We start from the raw sequence: 15742 nt of genomic DNA, 5'->3' as shown, positions 1-15742 counted from the left end.
CCGCTCAGCCGCGGATCCGGGCGTGGTGTTCACGCTCGATGGCAGTGACCGCCTCGGCCACCACCGCATCCACGTCGCGGTCCGTCAGAGTGCGCGACTTGTCCTGCAAAATCAAGCCCATAGCGAGACTCTTGAATCCCGGCTCGACGCCCTGGCCGACGTAACGGTCGAACAGGTTCAGGTCGCGCAGCAGCGGGCCGGCGGCCTGGCGGACGGTGGCCGCCAGATCGGCCCAGGCCACCTGTTCAGGCACCAGGAACGCCAGGTCGCGACGCACCGCCGGGAAGCGCGACAGCTCGCCGGCGCGCGGCAGTCGGCGGGCGGTCAGCGGCTCCAGGTCCAGCTCGAAGGCGTAGACGTCGGCTTCGATATCCATCGCCCGGGTCAGTCGCGGGTGGATCTGGCCGATCCAGCCGATCGCCACGCCATCGCGGAACACCTCGGCCGAACGCGCCGGGTGGCCGTAGGCGCGGACGGACGGGCGGAACTCCAGTTGCGCGCCACTGGCGGCCGCCAGCGATTCCAGGTCGCCCTTCAGGTCATGGAAGTCGACCTTGCGGGTCGGCAGGCCCCACTGCACCGCCTGCGCCTCACCGCAGACCGCAGCGGCCACGCGCGGGGTTTCCAGCGGTGCCGGCTGGCCGTCTCCGGCCTGCTGGGCGAACACGCGGCCGAGCTCGAACAGGCGCACGCGGCCCAACTGGCGGGCGGCGTTGCGGCCCAACGTGGCGACCAGGCCCGGCAGCAGCGACGGGCGCATCACCGCCAGTTCGGCCGACAGCGGGTTGGCCAGCGGCACCAGGCCGTCGCGCAGCTGCCACTGGGTCAGCAGCGCGTCGTCGACGAAGGCGAAATTGACGGTTTCCTGCTGGTCACGGGCGATCAGCTGGCGGCGCACGCTCAGCGCGTCCAGCTGGGTCTCGCTCGGCATCGCCACGCGCGAGGCACCGCCCGGCAGCGTGGTCGGGATCTGCTCGTAACCGTGGATGCGGGCCAGCTCTTCGATCAGGTCTTCTTCGATGGCGATGTCGAAGCGGCGGCTCGGCGCGACCACCTGCCAGCCGTCGGCGGCGGCGACCACGTCCATGCCCAGCGCGCGCAGGATGCGCTCGACTTCCGCATCGTCGATGGTGATGCCGAGCACGCGGGTGATGCGGGCGCGGCGCAGCACGATGGTCGCTGGCTGCGGCAGATCGGCTTCACGCACGGCCTCGGTGACCGGTGCCGGGGTACCGCCGGCCAGGTCCAGCACCAGGCGGGTGGCGTACTCGATCGCGGTGCGCGGCAGCGCCGGATCGACGCCGCGCTCGAAGCGATGGCCGGCATCGGTGTGCAGGCCAAGCTTGCGGCCACGACCCATGATCGCGGCCGGCGCGAAGTGCGCGGCTTCCAGGAACACGGCGGTGGTCGCGTCGGTGACGCGGGTGTCGAAGCCGCCCATCAGGCCGGCCAGGCCGACCGCGCGGTCAGCGTCGGTAACCACCAGGAAGCTGTCGTCCAGCGCAGCATCGCGGCCGTCCAGCAGCTTCAGCGTCTCGCCCGCGCGCGAACGCCGCACGGCGATGCTGCCCTGCAGGGTGCCCAGGTCGTAGGCGTGCATCGGCTGGCCCAGCTCCAGCATCACATACTGGGTGATGTCGACCAGCAGCGAGACCGGACGCACGCCACTGCGGCGCAGGCGCTCGGCCATCCACAACGGGGTCTTGGCGGCAGCATTGACGCCTTCGATGACACGGCCCAGGTAACGCGGCGCTTCGGCGCCGGCGTCGAGCTGGATGCTCAGCTCACGGCTGCCGACTGCCGGAATGGCGTCGGCAGCGAAGTCCAGCACTTCACTGCGGGTGGCGGCGGCGACGTCGTAGGCGATGCCGCGCAGGCTGAAGCAGTCGGCGCGGTTCGGGGTCAGCTTGATCTCGATGCTGGCATCCGGCAGGCCCAGGTACTCGACCAGGGTCTGGCCGACCGGTGCGTCGTCGGGCAGTTCCAGCAGGCCGGAAGCATCGTTGTCCAGGCCCAGTTCCTTGGCCGAGCACAGCATGCCGTTGGACTCGACGCCACGCAGCTTGGCCGGCTTGATCTTCAGCTCGCCGATCTGCGCACCGACCATCGCCAGCGGCGCGACCAGGCCCGGGCGCGCGTTCGGGGCGCCGCACACGATCTGCAGCAGTTCGCCCTGCCCGGCATCAACCCTGCACACCTGCAGGCGATCCGCTTCCGGATGGCGCACCGCGTCGACGATGCGTGCCACGACCACGTGGTCGAGGCCTTCGCCCAGCGCGGTCACGTCTTCCACTTCCAGGCCGATGGCGGTCAGCACTGCACTCAGTTCATCGCGCGAAGCGCCGGTCGGGACGTGGCTGCGCAGCCAGTTTTCGGAGAATTTCATGGTGTCATCCTGGTGGGCCCGGCGCATGCGCCTGGGCCTGCGAATTTGGGAGCAGCCGAGCATGGCTCGGCCCTACACGGTTGCGGCTTACGCGAACTGTTTCAGGAACCGCACGTCGTTCTCGAAGAACGCACGCAGGTCGTTGACGCCGTAGCGCAGCATTGCAAAGCGCTCCACGCCCATGCCGAAGGCGAAGCCGGTGTAGCGCTCCGGGTCGATGCCGACGTTGCGCAGCACGTTCGGATGGACCATGCCGCAGCCGAGCACTTCCAGCCAGCGGGTGCTGCCATCGGGCTGCTGCCAGGCGATGTCCACTTCCGCGCCCGGCTCAACGAACGGGAAATAGCTGGGGCGGAAGCGCATTTCGAAATCGCGCTCGAAGAAGGCGCGCACGAACTCGGCCAGCGTGCCCTTCAGGTCGGCGAAGGTCGAATGCTCGTCCACCAGTAGGCCTTCCACCTGATGGAACATCGGCGAATGGGTCTGGTCGCTGTCGCTGCGGTACACCTTCCCGGCGGCGATCATGCGCAGCGGCGGCGCGTGGTCACCCATGTAGCGCACCTGCACGCCGGAGGTGTGCGTGCGCAGCAGGCGGCCGTCGCCGAAGTAGAAGGTGTCGTGCATGGCGCGCGCCGGATGGTGCGGCGGGAAGTTCAGCGCCTCGAAGTTGTGCCAGTCGTCCTCGATCTCCGGCCCTTCCGACAGCTCGTAGCCCAGCCGGCCGAAGATGCCGGTGATGCGCTCCAGGGTGCGGGTGATCGGATGCAGGCCGGCGCGGTCGCCGTTGCGACCCGGCAGGGTGATGTCGATGGCTTCGGCGGCCAGGCGTGCATCCAGTGCCGCATCTTCCAGCAGCGCCTTGCGCTCGCCGAGCGCGCGGGTCAGCGCGTCGCGGGCCTGGTTGATCGCTTCACCGGCGGCCTTGCGCTCGTCGGCCGGCAGGGCGCCGAGCTGCTTGAGCTGCGAGGTGATGCTGCCACTCTTGCCAAGCAGGGCCACGCGCAGCTGTTCCAGCACGTCGGGGCTCTGTGCGGCGGCCACATCGGCCAGCGCCTGGGTGGTGAGGGATTGGATGTCGCTCATGGGGGGCCGGAACTCCAGTCGATCTGCCATCGCGATGCGCGAAGGGCCGACCCCTGTCGCCACCGCCGTCCCCGCGCTGCCGCCATGGCCTCGCCGGGACCCAAAAAAGAATGGGGAAGGACTTGCGCCCTTCCCCATGCATTGCCTTGACCTGACACCGTTCCGGATGAACGGTTACGGCATCGGGAAGGACTTATGCCGCCAGCGCGCCCTTGGCCTTTTCGGCCAGCGCAGCAAAACCGGCTGCGTCGTGCACGGCGATGTCAGCCAGGACCTTGCGGTCCAGGGTGATGCCGGCCTTCAGCAGACCGTTCATGAAGCGGCTGTAGCTCAGGCCGTTGATGCGGGCAGCCGCATTGATACGGGTGATCCACAGCGAACGGAAGTTGCGCTTCTTCTGCTTACGGCCGATGTAGGCGTACTGCTGTGCCTTGATGACCGCCTGCTTGGCGACGCGGAAGACCTTGCGGCGGGCGTTGTAATAGCCCTTGGCGAGATCCAGAATCTTCTTGTGGCGGCGACGCGCCTGTACGCCACGCTTAACTCGTGCCATTTTTCAGTTCCTCAGAGGTAAGGGAGCATGCGGTCCAGACGGCCTGCGTCTTCTGCACGGACATGGCCCGTCTGACGCAGATTACGCTTACGCTTGGTCGCTTTCTTCGTGAGGATGTGGCTACGGTTGGCGTGGCCGCACTTGTACTTGCCCGAGGCGGTCTTGCGGAAACGCTTGGCCGCTGCCCGGTTGGTCTTGATCTTGGGCATTGCAATGTCCTTGATGGGATTTGACCCTGGTTTCTGACTGATCTGGCGGCGGCCTGGGCCGCTCTTTCCGTCCTGCCATGATCGGCGTACGACCCGTCCTGGGTGGGTCGAGCCGGGCATGATACAGGCAAAACCGCCCTGCCACCAGCCCCAGCACCTCTTGCGCCGGCATTTCACCGGCATCCTGCAAAAGCAAAGGGACGCCAGTGGCGTCCCCTTATCCTGAACCATTCAGCCAGGCGCCCCGGAAGGCGGCCCGTCAGGCCTCAGGTCTTCTTCTTCGGCGCGATCATCATGACCATCTGACGCCCTTCCAGGCGCGGACGGGATTCAATGACGATGTCCTCGCCCAGATCGGTCTCGATCCGGTTGGCCATTTCGCGACCCAGTTCCTGGTGGCTCATTTCACGGCCACGGAAACGGATGTTGACCTTGATCTTGTCGCCTTCTTCAAGGAACCCGCGCATCTTGCGCAGCTTGATCTGGTAGTCGCCCTCGTCCGTGACCGGACGGAACTTCACTTCCTTGATCTCGACCTGCTTGGTCTTCTTCTTGGCCTCGCTGGCCTTCTTCTGCGCTTCGAACTTGAACTTGCCGAAGTCCATGATCTTGCAGACCGGCGGATCGGCCTGCGGCTGGATTTCGACCAGGTCCAGGCCTTCATCTTCGGCCATGGACAGCGCTTCGTCGCGCGACAACACGCCGATCATTTCTCCGTCACTGCCGATCACGCGGACGCGCGGCACACGGATTTCCTGATTCTTGCGGTTCTGTTTGTTGTCAGGGGTGCTGATATTACGTTCTCCCAAGGGTATCGAACCGGTCCGGGTGCCTGTGCCCCCGGACCGGACCTTTGCTTACGCGCCCTCGGCCTGGAGCCGCTCGATGAAGGCCTGCAGGCTCATGCTGCCCAGGTCTTCGCCAGAACGCGTACGCACCGCCACAGCCCCATTTTCCTTCTCGCGGTCACCAATGACCAGCAGGTAGGGCACGCGCTGCAACGTATGCTCGCGGATTTTATAGCCGATCTTCTCGTTACGCAAATCCGAGCTGACGCGGAAGCCTTGCTCCGCAAGGGTTTTGGTCACGCCCGAGACGTAGTCGGCCTGGGCGTCGGTGATGTTGGCCACCACCACCTGGGTCGGCGCCAGCCAGGCCGGGAACTGGCCGGCATGGTGCTCGATCAGGATGCCCAGGAAGCGCTCCATCGAGCCGACGATGGCGCGATGCAGCATGACCGGGTGCTTCTTCTGGCTGTTCTCGTCCACGTACTCGGCGCCCAGGCGGCCCGGCATCATGAAGTCGACCTGCATGGTGCCCAGCTGCCAGGTACGGCCGATGGCGTCCTTCAGGTGGTACTCGATCTTCGGGCCGTAGAAGGCGCCCTCGCCCGGCAGCTCCTGCCATTCCACGCCACAGGCGGACAGCGCCGAACGCAGTGCGCCCTCGGCCTTGTCCCAGGTGGCGTCGTCGCCCAGGCGCGATTCCGGACGCAGCGCGATCTTGATCTGGATCTCGTCGAAGCCGAAGTGCTGGTAGACCGCCAGCGCCTGCTGGTGGAACGCGGTCACTTCCGATTCGATCTGGCTCTCGGTGCAGAACACATGGCCGTCGTCCTGGGTGAAACCACGCACGCGCAGGATGCCGTGCAGCGCGCCGGACGGCTCGTTGCGGTGGCAGGAACCGAACTCACCGTAGCGGATCGGCAGGTCGCGGTAGCTGTGCAGGCCCTGGTTGAACACCTGGATGTGGCCCGGGCAGTTCATCGGCTTGACCGCGTAGGTGCGCTTCTCCGACTCGGTGAAGAACATGTTGTCCTGGTAGTTGTCCCAGTGGCCGGACTTCTTCCACAGGCTCACGTCCAGGATCTGCGGGCAGCGCACTTCGCCGTAGCCGCTGCTGCGGTAGACCTTGCGCATGTACTGCTCGACCACCTGCCACAACGCCCAGCCCTTCGGGTGCCAGAACACCAGGCCCGGCGCCTCTTCCTGCAGGTGGAACAGGTCCTGCTGCTTGCCGATGCGGCGGTGGTCGCGCATCTCGGCTTCCTCGATGCGCTTGATGTACGCCTCGAGCTGCTTCTTGTCGGCCCAGGCGGTGCCGTAGATGCGCTGCAGCTGTTCGTTCTGCGCATCGCCGCGCCAGTAGGCGCCGGAGATGCGGGTCAGCTTGAAGGCCTTCAGGAAGCGCGTGTTCGGCACGTGCGGGCCGCGGCACATGTCCACGTATTCCTGGTGGTAGTACATGCCCATCGCCTGGATGTCGTCGGACATGTCCTCGATCAGGCGCAGCTTGTAGTCCTCGCCACGGGCCTTGAAGATCTCGATCACTTCGGCGCGCGGCGTCATCTTCTTGATGACGTCGTAATCCTGGGCGATCAGCTCACCCATGCGCTTCTCGATCGCGGCCATGTCGTCCGGGGTGAACGGGCGCTCGGAATAGATGTCGTAGTAGAAGCCCTCGGCGATCACCGGGCCGATCACCATCTTCACGTCCGGGTACAGCTGCTTGACGGCGTGGCCGACCAGATGGGCGCAGGAGTGGCGGATGATCTCCACGCCCTCCTCGTCCTTGGCGGTGATGATGCGCAGGCTGGCATCGTGGTCGATGACGTCACTGGCATCGACCAGCACGCCATCGACCGAGCCGGCGATGGTGGCCTTGGCCAGGCCGGCACCGATCGACTGGGCGACGTCCATGACGCTGACGGGGTTTTCGAACTCGCGGCGGCTGCCGTCGGGAAGGGTAATGTTGATCATCGCATTGGCTTCGTGCGGGGCCCGCTGGGCGGGCTGGAAAGCGTTCCCGGGCCATTGCCCGGGCAATAAAAAAGCGCCGCGAGGGCGCCTGGAACACAGGGCCTTCGGGGGCAGGTCAACAGTGGGCGGTGGTAGTGCTCATGTCGCACGCTCGGCCGGCGCTGGGCGCGGGCCACCTTGTTCCAGTCAGGGTTCTGCGACGATCTTAAACCAGCACACCGGAAAGCCCAAGGCCTACCGTACGGTCCGCTGAATGGTCCTCGCTGGCGGCGTGAAAACGCAATGATTACCATGTCCGCGCAGCCCGCCCCGTGCCAGCCTGCCCGCTTCCCCCCAGGACCTCGTGATGCGCCACCCGCTCCGACCGGCTCCCGCCGGCCCCGCCCGTGCCCCGCGTTCGCTGGCCCGCTGCCATGGCGGCCGCCCGCGATGATCACCGTCGGCCTTTCCACGCTGGGCTTCTGCAGCCTGGGCATGCTGGCAGCGATGTTCTCGGCACTGGCCTTCTATGCCGCCTCGCCGCACTGCCGCTGGCCCCGCCTGCGCCGCGCCGGCCGCCTCGGCCGCCAGATCGGCCTGGTCGCCGCCGCGGCCGCATTGTGGCTGTGGATGGCCGAACTCGGCTTTGCCGCTGGCCTGGTGGCGATGCTGTGCACCTGGATGCTGGCCGCGATGCTGCTGCCGGCACTGGCCGCCTGGCATCGCCCGGGCACGGAGTCGCCCTGATGTGGCCGCGCGCCTTCGCCGGCATCGTGGCCGGCTTCTTGCTGGCCGCGGCCGCGACCGGGCTGGTGACGTGGTTGCCGCCGGGCCCCTGGCAGAACGCGCTGGTGCCCAGCCTGATCACGTTCATCCCGCTGTGGATGCTGGCTGCCCTGTGGGCGTTCAGCTTCCGCAGCGCGCTGCGCGCCTGGGTGACACTGGCCGGCAGCGCTGCGGCCGGCTTCGCCGTGCTGACGCTGCTGCGCCTGACCGGCGCGGTGCAATGAGACTCCCCCCATGAAGTTCAGCTCGCAGACCCTGCGTACGTTCACCACCCTGCACACCTGGGTCGGCCTGGTTGCCGGCTTCGGCCTGTTCGTGGCCTTCTACGCGGGTGCGCTGACCCTGTTCCACCACGACCTGCCGCTGTGGCAGACGCCCGGTGCAGCCACCGCGTTGCCGGCGGGCCTGGACGACGCACAGTACCTGCTGGAAGACGTGCTGGCGGCACACCCGGAGGCCCGCCGCCACGTCGGCATGACGTTCCCCGGCGCCGAACATCCGCAACCCCTGGCCTACTGGCAGGCCGACGACGGCAGCTGGCGCTATGCCTGGCCGGGCCAGATCGCCGGCAGCCCGACGCCGCCACAGACCGGGCTGGCCGAACTGGTCAACGAACTGCACTACAGCCTCGGCCTGCCGGTGGCCGGCATCTACGTGATGGGCATCGTCAGCCTGCTGTATGGCATGGCGCTGCTGAGCGGCCTGGTGATCCACCTGCCGAAGCTGTTCGGCGACCTGTTCGCGCTGCGGCCGGGCCGCAACCTGAAGCAGCTGTGGCAGGACGCGCACAACGTGATCGGGGTGCTCAGCCTGCCCTTCCACCTGATGTTCGCGGTCACGGGCGCCCTGCTGTGCCTGGTGTTCGTGCAGATGGCCCTGCTCAATCCACTGATCTACGACGGCAAGGCCCTGCAGGCGGTACCGACTGCAATGGACACCGCGCCGGTGCGCGACGCCAGTGGCATCCCGGCACCGCCGGGCAGCCTGCGCCTGCTGCATGCGCGCGCGCTTGAAGTAGCACGCGCACAGGGCGTGGCCAACTTCGAGCCGGCCTACCTGAAGCTGGCCAACGCCGGCGATGCCAGCGCCACGATCGAGATCACGGGCGAATCCACCGGCACACTCGGGCCGCTCGGTTCGGTGGCCTTGGACGTGGCCACCGGCAACGTCCTGGCCTCCCAGCTGCCGGGCCAGCGCGATGCCAACCACGCCACGCTCAGCGCCGCCTATGCCCTGCACTTCGGCGAGTTCGGCAACGGCGTGGTGGTCTGGCTGTACTTCCTGCTCGGCCTCGGCGGTGCGTTCCTGTTCTACTCCGGTAACCTGTTGTGGATCGAGTCGCGGCGCAAGCGTCGCCAGCCGCAACAGCCGCGTGCCGGGGTGAACATGGCACGGGCCACGGTTGGCGTGTGCATCGGCCTGTGCGTGGCGATCTCGGTCGCTTTCATCACCGCGCTGGTGCTGGAGCGGTTGGCACCGTCGGCGGTCGACCATGGCATCCGCTGGGCCTGCTTCGGCAGCTGGGCAGCCTGTGCGCTGTGGGCTGCACTGCGCCGCCCCGCGCAGGCGGCGCGCGAGCTGCTGTGGGCCGCAGCGCTCAGCACTGCACTGGTGCCGGTCCTGCACGGCGCACTCAATGGTGACTGGCTGTGGCGCGCCGCCGCGCGTGGCCATTGGCCGCTGTTCTGGGTCGATGCCATCGCGCTGGCCATGGCCTTCGGCTTCGCTCGCCTGGCCGTCGCCAGCCAGCGCCGCGCCCGCAACGGCGACCCCAACAGCGTCTGGGCCAACTAAGCCTTCACCGGGCATGGCCCGGCGCTACCGCTGCGGGTGTTCTTCGCCCGGGTAACGACTCACTTCGATCAGGTTGCCATCCGGGTCGCGGAAGTACACCGATTCGATCGGTCCCAGCGCACCGGTACGTATGGCCGGCCCCTCCTCCACCGCGATGGCCTGCGCCTGCAGGTGCGCCAGCACATCGACCATTGCCGTATGCGTGACCAGGCACAGATCGGCACTGCCCGGCGTGGGTCGCAGCGCATGCGGCTGCAGTGGCGCGCTGGCCGGATGCAGGTTGATCTTCTGCTGGCCGAACTGCAGCGCGGTACGGCCAGCGCCGAAGCGCACGACCTGCATGCCGAGCACGCGCTGGTAGAAGTCACAGCTGCGTTCGATGTCGGCGACGGTGAGGACCAGGTGGTCCAGGCGTTCGAGATGGATCATGCCCAAAGCGTAGCGCCGCCGGCGTCGTCGCAATGTGCGGTGTCGGGTCGATGGCGTTGCCGCCTGGCGCCGGGCATGGCCCGGCGCCACCAGTGACTCAATCGCCGATGCGCGCCTTCTGCCACGGGCCGAGCATCGCGTTGAGCAGGCTGGCCTGCTCGTCGTCGCCGGTCAGCTCCCACATGAACACCCCGGCCAGGCCCTGCTCACGGGCGAACCGGGCACGCAGGCCGATCGAGCGCGGGTCTTCATAGCTGATGAAGATCTTCTGCACGGCGTTGTACAGCCACGGGCTCTGCGCCTGCGTCTGCCAGTGCTTCACCCAACCCGGCTGGTCGAGATAGCGCGCCTTGATCACCCGCCAGTCGCCGGCGTCGGCCGGTGCGCTGTAGGGCTGATACAGGCCATCCGGCGCATCGCCGGTGACCTTGAAGCCGCGCCCATAGAACGGCACGCCCAGCACCAGCTTGTCGGCCGGCACACCGTGCTCGCGGTAGTACTGCACCGCGCCGGCCACGTTGTTCCAGCGCCGCAGCTCCGGCGCCAGCGGATCGGCCGGCACTTCATGCAGGGGCGCATTGAAGGTCGACACCGATGAGAAGCCGGTGCCCATGTCATAGCTCATCAGGTTGATGAAATCGAACACCTTGGCCAGCGCCGGCAGGTCGTAGCTCGCCGCCGGATCATAGGGGCCATCGGTCTGCAGGCGACCGGCGGCCAGCGCGGCGCTCAGCAGCATTGGCTGCCCCACCTTGCGCCCGTGCGCGTCGAGTGCCACGCGGAACGCCTGCGCGAGCCTGGTCAGGTTGGCGCGATCCTGCGGGCGATGCGCCAGCTCCTTCGGCCCGCCACTGACCGGGAACTCCCAGTCGATATCCACGCCATCGAAGCTGCCGGCATGGTGATCGAAGAACAGTGCCATGCATGAGTCCACCAGGCGCTTGCGGCTGGCCTCGGTCAACGCTGCATCGGAGAACCCACCCGCACCCCAGCCACCGATCGAAATCAGCGTGCGCAGGTGCGGATGCGCCTTCTTGAGCTCGGCCAGCGCGGCGAAGTTCTTCGGCGCTTCCGCGCCGACCGCGCAGCGGCCGTCCTCGATGGTGGAGAACGCATAGAACAGATGGGTCAGGCGCTCGGCGGGAATGCTCGACACCGGATAGCGCTCGGCCGAGCCGCCGGGGTAGTAGGCACCGAAGATCGGCGGCGGCGCCGGCGCGGCGCGCGCAGCGATGGGCACGGCACCGGCAATCAGCACGGCAAGGACGGCCACGGTCTGGCGGAACATGGGATCTCCCGGTTCGAAGGCGCCGCCACGTTAGCAAACCGATGTGGCTGCGGGACGGTTGTCGCGGCATGTCGTCCCGTGGACAGGCGTGATCCGCGCAACCGTGACAGAACGATGGCCACGTGGCGGCGCTCACGCACTGCAGCAGGACATGCAGCGACCTGGATGAGCGGCACTGCATGACATCAAGGCAAAGAAAAAGCGGGCCGAAGCCCGCTTTTTCATTTGCGGAAGCGTGAGGACCGACGGTCCTCACCCACCGCACAATCAGCAGTACCGATTACTCGGCGCTGACGGCGTCGCCTTCTTCCACGGCCTTCATCGACAGGCGGATACGGCCCTGCTTGTCGACTTCCAGCACCTTGACCTTGACCACATCGCCTTCCTTCAGCACGTCGCCGACCTTCTCGACGCGATCGCTGGAGATCTGCGACACGTGGACCAGACCGTCCTTGCCCGGCAGGATCGTGACGAACGCACCGAAGTCCATGATCTTGGCGACCTTGCCTTCGTAGATGCGGCCCGGCTCGACGTCCGAGGTGATCTGCTCGATGCGGGCCTTGGCGGCCTGGGCAGCGATGGCATTGACCGAAGCGATGACGATGGTGCCGTCATCCTGGATGTCGATCTGGGTGCCGGTTTCCTTGGTGATGGCCTGGATGGTCGAGCCACCCTTGCCGATCACTTCGCGGATCTTGTCCGGGTGGATCTTGATGGTCAGCAGGCGCGGCGCGTAGTCCGACAGCTCTTCACGCGGAGCGGTCAGGCCGTGGGCCATTTCGCCCAGGATGTGCAGACGACCAGCCTTGGCCTGCTGCAGAGCCTGCTTCATGATCTCTTCGGTGATGCCTTCGATCTTGATGTCCATCTGCAGGGCGGAAATGCCCTCAGCGGTACCGGCCACCTTGAAGTCCATGTCGCCCAGGTGATCTTCGTCACCCAGGATGTCGGACAGGACGACGAAGCGCTCGCCTTCCTTGACCAGGCCCATGGCGATACCGGCCACCGGCGCCTTCACCGGCACGCCGGCGTCCATCAGGGCCAGCGACGAGCCGCAGACCGATGCCATCGACGAGGAACCGTTCGACTCGGTGATTTCCGAGACGACGCGGATGGTGTACGGGAAGGATTCCAGCGACGGCATGACAGCCAGCACGCCGCGCTTGGCCAGGCGACCGTGGCCGATTTCGCGGCGCTTCGGGCCCATCATGCGGCCGCACTCACCCACCGAGAACGGAGGGAAGTTGTAGTGGAACAGGAAGTTTTCCTTGTACTCACCGGCAACGGCGTCAATGACCTGGCCGTCACGGGCGGTGCCCAGGGTGATGGTCACGATGGCCTGGGTTTCGCCACGGGTGAACAGCGAGGAACCGTGGGTACGCGGCAGCACGCCGGTCTTCACCGTGATCGGGCGGACGGTGTCCAGCGCACGGCCGTCGATACGGACCTTGGTGTCCAGCACCGAGTCACGCATGGTGCGGTACTCCAGTTCGCCGAATTCCTTCGACAGCTCGGCCGGGTTCCAGCCTTCAGCGGCCACGCGACCAGCCAGGGCTTCGAACACGTCCTTCTTGATCGCCGAGATGGCGTCGCGGCGCTGCAGCTTGTCACGCACCTGGAAGGCTTCGCCCAGGCGCGGGCCGATGGCTTCCTTCAGGGCGGAGATCAGCGCTTCGTTCTTGGCCGGGGCTTCCCAGGTCGACGGCTTGGTGCCGGCTTCGACGGTCAGCTCGTTGATCGCGTTGATGACCTTCTGCATTTCGCGGTGACCGAAGGTCACGGCGCCCAGCATCACTTCTTCGGACAGCAGCGCGGCTTCGGATTCAACCATCAGCACGGCGTTGGAGGTACCGGCGACGACCAGCTCCAGCTGCGAGTCAGCCAGTTCGCTGACGGTCGGGTTCAGGATGTACTCGCCGTTCTTGTAACCGACCTTGGCCGCGCCGATCGGACCCATGAACGGGGTGCCAGCCAGGGCCAGGGCAGCCGAAGCACCGATCAGGGCCGGGATGTCACCGTCCACGTCCGGGTTGAGCGACATCACCGTGGCGATGATCTGCACTTCGTTCTTGTAGTCTTCCGGGAACAGCGGGCGGATCGGACGGTCGATCAGACGCGAGATCAGGGTTTCCTTCTCGGTCGCACGGCCTTCGCGCTTGAAGAAACCACCCGGGATACGGCCGCCGGCGTAGAACTTTTCCTGATAATCGACGGTCAGCGGGAAGAAGTCCTGGCCTTCGCGCGCGCTCTTGGCGGCGACGGCGGTGACCAGCAGTACGGTGTCGTCCATCTTGACGATGACGGCGCCGCTGGCCTGACGGGCGACTTCGCCGGTCTCAAGCGTGACGGTGTGCTTGCCGTACTGGAAGGTTTTGGTGATTTTTGCCACGGAGGGTGTCCTTGGGGATGCTGTCTGCGAATTTGGACCGTCGGCGACCCTTGCCGCCAGCGGGTGGCCGGATCGTTCCGGCCTGAATCGGGGATTGCGGTACTACAAAACAAAACCGCGGCGCATCGCTGCGCCGCGGGGGATTCGTTGCTTAGCGACGCAGGCCAAGCTTCTCGATCAGGGCCTTGTAGCGCTCGACGTCCTTCTTCTTCAGGTAGTCGAGCAGGCTGCGACGGCGGTTGACCATCTGCAGCAGGCCGCGGCGGCTGTGGTGGTCCTTCTTGTGGGTCTTGAAGTGGCCGGTCAGCAGTTCGATGCGGGCGGTCAGCAGTGCAACCTGGACTTCCGGGGAGCCGGTGTCAGCCGCGCTGCGCTTGTTGTCTTCAATGACCTTCTGGGTGTCGATCGACATTTCTTTTTTCTCTGTGATGCGTGGCCGGCAGGAACGCGCTTCGCGCACCGCCAGGCTCGCCGTGGACTACGAGGATGAAACCTGCGCGAGGCAGGTTGCCGGAAAACGGCCGCGAAATTGTAACGGCCGGGGGCGTCCGGGACAAGGACCGGGGCTGAACCGGCAGGCCCCGGTCAGAGGTTGAAACGGCGCTGCGGGGCCAGCAGGCCACTCTCGTCGACCTGGCCCAGGCCCTGGACAGCATCGTCCGGACCGAACACGGCCACCAGGCCGCGCGGCCAGGACAGGTCGCGCTGGCGCTGGCCCACGCAGAACCGGTGGGCCTGGTCGGCGTCCAGGTCGACCCTCGGGTATTCAGCCAGGCCGGCCGCCAGCGGCAGCAGCAACGCGTCCATGCCAGCCTCGTCACCGGCCTCGACCATCGCCCGCAGCTGGTCCAGGGTGACCATGGCAGGCTCGCGGAACGGCTCGACCCAGAGCCGGCGCAGCGCGCTGATGTGGGCGCCACAGCCCAGGCGTTCGCCGAGGTCGCGGGCCAGGCTGCGGATATAGGTGCCGGAACCACAGGTCACGCGCAGCCGCAGCCGTTCCGGCTGCTGCTCCAGCACCTCGATGGCGTGTACCTGCACCTCGCGTTCGGGCGCTTCGATGACGTCACCGCGGCGGGCCTTCACATACAGCGGTTCACCGCCCTGCTTCAGCGCCGAATAGATCGGGGCACGCTGGCGGATGGTGCCGGTCAGCGGCGCCAGCGCAGCCTGCAGGGCCTGGGCACTGATCGCCGGCACCGGGCGCTGCAGCAGTACCTGGCCTTCGGCATCGTCGGTATCGGTGGTCTGGCCGAGCACGATCTCGGCGTCGTAGGCCTTGGCCGAACCCAGCAGCAGGCCGGCGATCTTGGTCGCCTCGCCGAAACACAGCGGCAGCAGGCCGGTGGCCAGCGGGTCGAGGCTGCCGGTATGGCCGCCCTTCTCGGCGCGGAACAGGCGGCGCGCCACCTGCAGGGCGGCGTTGGAGCTCATGCCGGTCGACTTGTCGAGCAGCAGGATGCCATCCAGGCGACGGAACTGAATTCGGGTCATGACAGGAAAGTGTTGGGACGGGCCATGCTCGGCTGCCGCAGCGCGGCCTGCATCAGACATCGCGCAGCCGGAATGCAGCAACGCCGGGCATGCCCGGCGTCGCGCGGTTATTCTTCGTCGCTCTCGCGACGCTTCTCGGCGGCCAGCGTGTCGGGCAGGTCGCGCAGGATGTTGTCGATGTGCTCACCACGGTCGACCGAGTCATCGTAGTGGAAATGCAGCTCCGGCACGTGGCGCAGCTTCATCGCGCGGGCCAGGTCCATGCGCAGGCGGTAGCCCAGTTCCTTCAGGCCGGCCACGGCTTCAGCCGAACGTTCCGGCATCAGCGCGGTGACGAACACCTTGGCATGGGCCATGTCGCGGGTGATTTCCACGTCGGACACGCTCACCGAGGGCAACCCGTGCTCGCGCACGGCGTTGTGCACCAGGGTGCCGAGTTCACGGCGCAGCTGGGCGGAGACACGGTCGGTTCGATGGAAAGTCTTGGGCACGAGGAGCTCTTGGTTCAGTTGTCGCCCGACCAACGGTCGGGCACTACCTTTGATTCGATTGTCGCCCGACCAACGGTCGGGCGCTACAGGTACATGGTGGGG

Annotated in this window: 15 protein-coding genes; 3 read left to right on the top strand and 12 right to left on the bottom strand. The window is 66.9% G+C overall.

Going from position 1 to position 15742, the window contains the following annotated elements:
* Positions 1-4: 4 nt before the first annotated feature.
* The 6 genes from pheT to thrS all read right to left on the bottom strand — a co-directional run bounded on the left by pheT (position 5) and on the right by thrS (position 6990).
* Positions 5-2386 (bottom strand): phenylalanine--tRNA ligase subunit beta, encoded by a 2382-nt coding sequence (gene pheT / locus AC5P7I_RS12555; RefSeq protein ID WP_262088010.1) that lies wholly within the window; start codon positions 2384-2386, stop codon positions 5-7.
* Between the two features lie 87 nt (positions 2387-2473).
* Positions 2474-3469 (bottom strand): phenylalanine--tRNA ligase subunit alpha, encoded by a 996-nt coding sequence (locus AC5P7I_RS12550; RefSeq protein WP_005417865.1) that lies wholly within the window; start codon positions 3467-3469, stop codon positions 2474-2476.
* A gap of 193 nt (positions 3470-3662) precedes the next feature.
* Entirely contained in the window at positions 3663-4022 is a 360-nt protein-coding gene (rplT, locus tag AC5P7I_RS12545) for a 50S ribosomal protein L20 (protein WP_005410435.1), read from the bottom strand.
* Between the two features lie 11 nt (positions 4023-4033).
* Entirely contained in the window at positions 4034-4231 is a 198-nt protein-coding gene (gene rpmI / locus AC5P7I_RS12540; RefSeq protein WP_005410436.1) for a 50S ribosomal protein L35, read from the bottom strand.
* Between the two features lie 266 nt (positions 4232-4497).
* Positions 4498-5040, bottom strand: a complete 543-nt coding sequence (gene infC, locus AC5P7I_RS12535; protein ID WP_079222586.1) for a translation initiation factor IF-3 — start codon at positions 5038-5040, stop codon at positions 4498-4500.
* Positions 5041-5088: 48 nt separating this feature from the next.
* The gene (gene thrS / locus AC5P7I_RS12530) at positions 5089-6990 is read right to left on the bottom strand and encodes a threonine--tRNA ligase (RefSeq protein WP_032957627.1); all 1902 of its coding nucleotides are present in this window, start codon (positions 6988-6990) and stop codon (positions 5089-5091) included.
* Positions 6991-7419: 429 nt separating this feature from the next.
* Between thrS and AC5P7I_RS12525 the strand changes: the two genes are divergently transcribed.
* The 3 genes from AC5P7I_RS12525 to AC5P7I_RS12515 are packed head-to-tail and all read left to right on the top strand — an operon-like array spanning position 7420 to position 9549.
* The gene (locus tag AC5P7I_RS12525; RefSeq protein ID WP_005410439.1) at positions 7420-7716 is read left to right on the top strand and encodes a hypothetical protein; all 297 of its coding nucleotides are present in this window, start codon (positions 7420-7422) and stop codon (positions 7714-7716) included.
* Positions 7716-7979, top strand: coding sequence for a hypothetical protein (locus AC5P7I_RS12520; protein ID WP_032957460.1), 264 nt, complete (start codon positions 7716-7718; stop codon positions 7977-7979). Before AC5P7I_RS12525 ends, AC5P7I_RS12520 begins: the two co-directional genes overlap by 1 nt.
* Positions 7980-7989: 10 nt before the next feature.
* Positions 7990-9549, top strand: a complete 1560-nt coding sequence (locus AC5P7I_RS12515; RefSeq protein ID WP_069116130.1) for a PepSY-associated TM helix domain-containing protein — start codon at positions 7990-7992, stop codon at positions 9547-9549.
* 24 nt (positions 9550-9573) lie between these two features.
* Here the strand turns inward: AC5P7I_RS12515 and AC5P7I_RS12510 are convergent, their stop codons facing one another.
* The 6 genes from AC5P7I_RS12510 to rbfA form a co-directional block, all read right to left on the bottom strand.
* Entirely contained in the window at positions 9574-9978 is a 405-nt protein-coding gene (locus AC5P7I_RS12510; RefSeq protein ID WP_197556718.1) for a VOC family protein, read from the bottom strand.
* Positions 9979-10075: 97 nt separating this feature from the next.
* Positions 10076-11266 (bottom strand): glycoside hydrolase family 18 protein, encoded by a 1191-nt coding sequence (locus tag AC5P7I_RS12505; protein WP_262088011.1) that lies wholly within the window; start codon positions 11264-11266, stop codon positions 10076-10078.
* A 280-nt stretch (positions 11267-11546) separates the two neighbouring features.
* Positions 11547-13655, bottom strand: a complete 2109-nt coding sequence (pnp, locus tag AC5P7I_RS12500; protein ID WP_046431803.1) for a polyribonucleotide nucleotidyltransferase — start codon at positions 13653-13655, stop codon at positions 11547-11549.
* 151 nt (positions 13656-13806) lie between these two features.
* On the bottom strand, positions 13807-14067 hold the full coding sequence (gene rpsO, locus AC5P7I_RS12495; protein WP_005417886.1) for a 30S ribosomal protein S15: 261 nt from the start codon (positions 14065-14067) through the stop codon (positions 13807-13809).
* Positions 14068-14240: 173 nt separating this feature from the next.
* A complete protein-coding gene (gene truB / locus AC5P7I_RS12490; protein WP_014647857.1) occupies positions 14241-15149 on the bottom strand; it encodes a tRNA pseudouridine(55) synthase TruB in 909 nt (302 codons plus the stop codon).
* Positions 15150-15256: 107 nt separating this feature from the next.
* Positions 15257-15640, bottom strand: coding sequence for a 30S ribosome-binding factor RbfA (rbfA, locus tag AC5P7I_RS12485; RefSeq protein ID WP_005410447.1), 384 nt, complete (start codon positions 15638-15640; stop codon positions 15257-15259).
* Between the last annotated feature and the right edge of the window lie 102 nt (positions 15641-15742).

This window comes from Stenotrophomonas sp. YJH_SMC_138 (assembly GCF_059369855.1).
Note: the sequence above shows the minus strand (reverse complement) of the source record. Positions and strands in the feature narration are given on the sequence as shown.

What these genes read in the sequence shown, in the direction of transcription:
- pheT (WP_262088010.1), bottom strand. Translation starts at nt 2,386, where the DNA reads ATGAAATTCTCCGAAAACTGGCTGCGCAGCCACGTCCCGACCGGCGCT.
- AC5P7I_RS12550 (WP_005417865.1), bottom strand. Translation starts at nt 3,469, where the DNA reads ATGAGCGACATCCAATCCCTCACCACCCAGGCGCTGGCCGATGTGGCC.
- rplT (WP_005410435.1), bottom strand. Translation starts at nt 4,022, where the DNA reads ATGGCACGAGTTAAGCGTGGCGTACAGGCGCGTCGCCGCCACAAGAAG.
- rpmI (WP_005410436.1), bottom strand. Translation starts at nt 4,231, where the DNA reads ATGCCCAAGATCAAGACCAACCGGGCAGCGGCCAAGCGTTTCCGCAAG.
- thrS (WP_032957627.1), bottom strand. Translation starts at nt 6,990, where the DNA reads ATGATCAACATTACCCTTCCCGACGGCAGCCGCCGCGAGTTCGAAAAC.
- AC5P7I_RS12525 (WP_005410439.1), top strand. Translation starts at nt 7,420, where the DNA reads ATGATCACCGTCGGCCTTTCCACGCTGGGCTTCTGCAGCCTGGGCATG.
- AC5P7I_RS12520 (WP_032957460.1), top strand. Translation starts at nt 7,716, where the DNA reads ATGTGGCCGCGCGCCTTCGCCGGCATCGTGGCCGGCTTCTTGCTGGCC.
- AC5P7I_RS12515 (WP_069116130.1), top strand. Translation starts at nt 7,990, where the DNA reads ATGAAGTTCAGCTCGCAGACCCTGCGTACGTTCACCACCCTGCACACC.
- AC5P7I_RS12510 (WP_197556718.1), bottom strand. Translation starts at nt 9,978, where the DNA reads ATGATCCATCTCGAACGCCTGGACCACCTGGTCCTCACCGTCGCCGAC.
- AC5P7I_RS12505 (WP_262088011.1), bottom strand. Translation starts at nt 11,266, where the DNA reads ATGTTCCGCCAGACCGTGGCCGTCCTTGCCGTGCTGATTGCCGGTGCC.
- rpsO (WP_005417886.1), bottom strand. Translation starts at nt 14,067, where the DNA reads ATGTCGATCGACACCCAGAAGGTCATTGAAGACAACAAGCGCAGCGCG.
- truB (WP_014647857.1), bottom strand. Translation starts at nt 15,149, where the DNA reads ATGACCCGAATTCAGTTCCGTCGCCTGGATGGCATCCTGCTGCTCGAC.